This is a genomic window from Natrinema sp. LJW11, assembly GCF_056135975.1.
In genome coordinates this window covers 1-5,348 of record NZ_JBWBDM010000016.1, presented here as the reverse complement: position 1 = coordinate 5,348, position 5,348 = coordinate 1, and the positions used below count along the sequence as shown (strand labels likewise).

Annotated in this window: 1 tRNA gene and 3 rRNA genes; all 4 read left to right on the top strand. The window is 56.1% G+C overall.

Annotation, left to right across the window (positions count from 1 at the left end):
- The first annotated feature begins 233 nt into the window (after positions 1–233).
- The 4 genes from AC0QDI_RS25170 to rrf all read left to right on the top strand — a co-directional run bounded on the left by AC0QDI_RS25170 (position 234) and on the right by rrf (position 5,342).
- Positions 234–1,706 (top strand): 16S ribosomal RNA (locus AC0QDI_RS25170).
- A gap of 165 nt (positions 1,707–1,871) precedes the next feature.
- Positions 1,872–1,943, top strand: a tRNA-Ala gene (locus AC0QDI_RS25165).
- Positions 1,944–2,170: 227 nt separating this feature from the next.
- A 23S ribosomal RNA gene (locus AC0QDI_RS25160) occupies positions 2,171–5,091 on the top strand.
- A gap of 129 nt (positions 5,092–5,220) precedes the next feature.
- Positions 5,221–5,342 (top strand): 5S ribosomal RNA (rrf, locus tag AC0QDI_RS25155).
- Together the 16S, 23S and 5S rRNA genes with 1 tRNA gene alongside form the textbook arrangement of a ribosomal RNA operon.
- Positions 5,343–5,348: the final 6 nt, after the last annotated feature.

The window sequence follows — 5,348 nt, the reverse complement described above, 5'->3', positions numbered from 1 at the left end:
GGGTCCGAAGGGGTTATGTACCCCTGACGGCTTATGAATACGTCCGAAGGAGATGAGGATCCTACCCCTGCGGTCCGCCGTACAGATGGGATCTGATGTGAGCCTTGGTAGTTCGGTGACGCCCGATTGGTCACGCGACCAGCGTCATCGAACGTGGACCATTATTGTGTGTGAGTGTGTTTGCAACATTCACCGCCAACAGACCCTCCCCATCTGGGGAGTATTGATATAGCATTCCGGTTGATCCTGCCGGAGGTCATTGCTATTGGAGTCCGATTTAGCCATGCTAGTTGCACGAGTTGAGACTCGTAGCAGATAGCTCAGTAACACGTGGCCAAACTGCCCTATAGACGGCGATAACCTCGGGAAACTGAGGCTAATAGCCGATACCGTTCACTACCTGGAGTGGTGTGAACGCGAAACGTTCAGGCGCTATAGGATGTGGCTGCGGCCGATTAGGTAGACGGTGGGGTAACGGCCCACCGTGCCTATAATCGGTACGGGTTGTGAGAGCAAGAGCCCGGAGACGGTATCTGAGACAAGATACCGGGCCCTACGGGGCGCAGCAGGCGCGAAACCTTTACACTGCACGCGAGTGCGATAAGGGGACTCCGAGTGCGAGGGCATATAGTCCTCGCTTTTCACCACCGTAAGGTGGTGGTGGAATAAGTGCTGGGCAAGACCGGTGCCAGCCGCCGCGGTAATACCGGCAGCACGAGTGATGACCGCTATTATTGGGCCTAAAGCGTCCGTAGCTGGCCAGGCAAGTCTATCGGGAAATCTGCGCGCTTAACGCGCAGGCGTCCGGTGGAAACTGCATGGCTTGGGACCGGAAGACCAGAGGGGTACGTCCGGGGTAGGAGTGAAATCCCGTAATCCTGGACGGACCACCGGTGGCGAAAGCGCCTCTGGAAGACGGATCCGACGGTGAGGGACGAAAGCTCGGGTCACGAACCGGATTAGATACCCGGGTAGTCCGAGCTGTAAACGATGTCTGCTAGGTGTGGCACAGGCTACGAGCCTGTGCTGTGCCGTAGGGAAGCCGAGAAGCAGACCGCCTGGGAAGTACGTCCGCAAGGATGAAACTTAAAGGAATTGGCGGGGGAGCACTACAACCGGAGGAGCCTGCGGTTTAATTGGACTCAACGCCGGACATCTCACCAGCATCGACAATGTGCAGTGAAGGTCAGATTGATGATCTTACTGGAGCCATTGAGAGGAGGTGCATGGCCGCCGTCAGCTCGTACCGTGAGGCGTCCTGTTAAGTCAGGCAACGAGCGAGACCCACATCCTTAATTGCCAGCAACACCCTTGCGGTGGTTGGGTACATTAGGGAGACTGCCAGTGCCAAACTGGAGGAAGGAATGGGCAACGGTAGGTCAGTATGCCCCGAATGTGCTGGGCGACACGCGGGCTACAATGGCCAAGACAGTGGGATGCAACCCCGAAAGGGGACGCTAATCTCCGAAACTTGGTCGTAGTTCGGATTGAGGGCTGAAACTCGCCCTCATGAAGCTGGATTCGGTAGTAATCGCGCTTCAGAAGAGCGCGGTGAATACGTCCCTGCTCCTTGCACACACCGCCCGTCAAAGCACCCGAGTGGGGTCCGGATGAGGCCCTGATTCCAGGGTCGAATCTGGGCTCCGCAAGGGGGCTTAAGTCGTAACAAGGTAGCCGTAGGGGAATCTGCGGCTGGATCACCTCCACAGACCGGGACCAGGCCGTCGTGCCTGGCCCACCTTCACGAATTGCGATCTCTGATCGCAATGCGGTTCCACGTTCGATCGACCACCGTTTGGCCGATCGGGCACCTTTGAACTACCAAGGCTCACAGCCAACTTCCATGCCCATCTCACTGTTGAGATGGGCGTGGGCCCATAGCTCAGTGGTAGAGTGCCTCCTTTGCAAGGAGGATGCCCAGGGTTCGAATCCCTGTGGGTCCATGTCTCGGAGGACAACCGAATCGTGCCCCTTAAGTGGGGCAGACGATTTCGGTTTAATCCGAACAACAACCGATGCACCACTCCGTGTAAACGCGAGTGGGAAGGGTTAATGCATGCCGCGTCTACGGCGTGCAGATGAGACCGTGTGTACGTGTAGTCCAGGCGTCCACTGGACCCGTTCCCGGGTCACTCTTGAATTACAACTGCAGGTTGCAATTCAGATCCGATGAACGTGGCTACTGTGCCAGCTGGTGGATCGCTCGGCTTGAGAGCTGAAGAAGGACGTGCCAAGCTGCGATAAGCCTGAGGGAGCCGCACGGAGGCGAAGAACTCAGGATCTCCGAATGGGAATCCCCACCGCAATTGCTTCGCGCAATGGGGAACGTCGAGAATTGAAACATCTTAGTATCGACAGGAAAAGAAAGCAAACGCGATGTCGTTAGTAATGGCGAATAAACGCGACACAGTCCAAACCGAAGCCCTCACGGGCAATGTGGTGTTCGGACTGACGATCACTCTCAGAAAGATAACACGAAGTCTCTTGGAACAGAGCACGAGACAGGGTGACAGTCCCGTACTGTTATCGAGTAAGAGACGAGTCAGCTCCAGAGTATCGGGGGTTGGATATCCCTCGTGAATATCGCGGGCATCGACCGCGAAGACTAAACACTCCTCAAGACCGATAGCGAACAAGTAGTGTGAACGAACGCTGAAAAGCACCCCACGAAGGGAGGTGCAATAGGGCGTGAAATCAGTTGGCGATAGAGCGACGGGGCTTACAAGGTCCTCTGTTCAATGAATCAGGTGCGAACCTGTAGTAAGCGACAAAGGAAGCCGAAGTTCCGTCGTACGTTTTGAAAAACGAACCAGAGAGTGTGCCTGTTTGACGAGTCTAACTTGATTATCAAGGAAGGCGTAGGGAAACCGATATGACCGCAGTGCTTTGCACCAGGGTCACCGTGTTCAAGCGCGGGGAGTCAAACGGGCACGACCCGAAACCGGACGATCTAGGCGTGAGCAAGATGAAGCGTGCCGAAAGGCACGTGGAAGTCTGTTAGAGTTGGTGTCCTACAATACCCTCTCGTGACTTACGTCTAGGGGTGAAAGGCCCATCGAGTCCGGAAACAGCTGGTTCCAACCGAAACATGTCGAAGCATGACCTCTGCCGAGGTAGTTTGTGGGGTAGAGCGACGGATTGGGGGATCGCACTCCGAGAGGAGTGCGCCCCCCTGTCCAACTCCGAACCTACAAACGCCGTTTGACGCAGGGAGTCCGGTGCACGGGGTAAGCCTGTGTACCGTGAGGGAGACAACCCAGAGCTGGGTTAAGGTCCCCAAGTGTAGATTAAGTGCGATCGAAGGTGGTCTCAAGCCCTAGACAGCCGGGAGGTGAGCTTAGAAGCAGCTACCCTCTAAGAAAAGCGTAATAGCTTACCGGCCGAGGTTTGAGGCGCCCAAAATGATCGGGGCTCAAATCTACCACCGAGACCTAGCAGTGCGGTTCATACCGCAATCTTGTAGGTTGGCGTTCTGTTCGGGTGGAAGCACGGTCGAGAGATCGTGTGGACCGTTCAGTAACGAAAATTCTGGTCATAGTAGCAGCGTTAGTCGGGTTAGACCCCCGACGGCCGAACGAGTAAGGGTTCCTCAGCAATGCTGATCAGCTGAGGGTTAGCCGGTCCTAAGTCTGCCCGTAAGTCGAAGCAGACAACAGGGAAATAGGTTAATATTCCTATGCCAGTGTGCACTCAAAGCCAACGCTTTGGGGCCGCCTCTGCTGGGCCTTCGCCCAGTCTAACAGTCGAAATCCGTGGAAACCGTAATGGTACGAAGCGGACGAATGGCTGGATAGCGTAAGAGAGGCCAACCTAGAGCCCGTGAAAAGGCGAGCACACTGTCCGTACCGAGATCCGACACAGGTACTCATGGCGGCGAAAGCCAAGGTCTGTCGGGAGCAACCGACGTTAGGGAATTCGGCAAGTTAGTCCCGTACGTTCGCAATAAGGGATGCCTGCCTCGCGAAGAGGCAGGTCGCAGTGACTCGGGCGCTCCGACTGTCTAGTAACAACATAGGTGACCGCAAATCCGCAAGGACTCGTACGGTCACTGAATCCTGCCCAGTGCAGGTATCTGAACACCCCGTACAAGGGGACGAAGGACCTGTTAACGGCGGGGGTAACTATGACCCTCTTAAGGTAGCGTAGTACCTTGCCGCTTTAGTAGCGGCTTGCATGAATGGATCAACGAGAGCGCCACTGTCCCAACGTTGGGCCCGGTGAACTGTACGTTCCAGTGCGGAGTCTGGAGACCCCCAAGGGGAAGCGAAGACCCTATAGAGCTTTACTGCAGGCTGTCACTGAGACGTGGTCGCCATTGTGCAGCATAGGTAGGAGCCGTTACACAGGTACCCGCGCTAGCGGGCCACCGAGGCATCATTGAAATACTACCCGATGGTGACTGCGACTCTCACTCCTGGCGGAGGACACTGGTAGCCGGGCAGTTTGACTGGGGCGGTACGCGCCTGAAAAGATATCGGGCGCGCCCCAAGATTTCCTCACTCGGGTCGGAGACCCGAGGAAGAGCGCAAGAGCAAACGGAAGTCTGACAGTGTCGAACACAACGATCGACGCTGACGCGAAAGCGTGGTCTAGCGAACCAATTAGGCTGCTTGATGCGGCCAATTGCTGACAGAAAAGCTACCTTAGGGATAACAGAGTCGTCACCCGCAAGAGCACATATCGACCGGGTGGCTTGCTACCTCGATGTCGGTTCCCTCCATCCTGCCCGTGCAGAAGCGGGCAAGGGTGAGGTTGTTCGCCTATTAAAGGAGGTCGTGAGCTGGGTTTAGACCGTCGTGAGACAGGTCGGCTGCTATCTATTGGGGGTGTTACGGTATCTGACGGGAACGTTCGTATAGTACGAGAGGAACTACGAATGGGTGCCACTCGTGTACCGGCTGTTCGAAAGAGCACGTGCCGGGCAGCGACGCACCACGGGGTAAGAGCTGAACGCATCTAAGCTCGAAACCCACCTGGAAAAGAGATACCACTGAGGCCACTCGTAGAAGACGAGTTCGATAGACTCGGGATGTACGCACCAAGGCAACGAGGTGTTGAGTCCGCGAGCACTAATCGGCCAAGCCACACATTCATACATTACATCGCATTGGATCCGTGACGCGAGAACGGGTCCGGACGTAAACTGGACTACACGTACACACGGTCAGAGACACACCACCGATTACGGTTTAGCGACGGTTCGAGTCCGTCGGTCGGCGTTAGGGCGGCCACAGCGGCGAGGTACCTCCCGTACCCATCCCGAACACGGAAGATAAGCTCGCCAGCGTTACGGTGAGTACTGGAGTGCGCGAGCCTCTGGGAAACTCGTTTCGCCGCCTCCACTCATA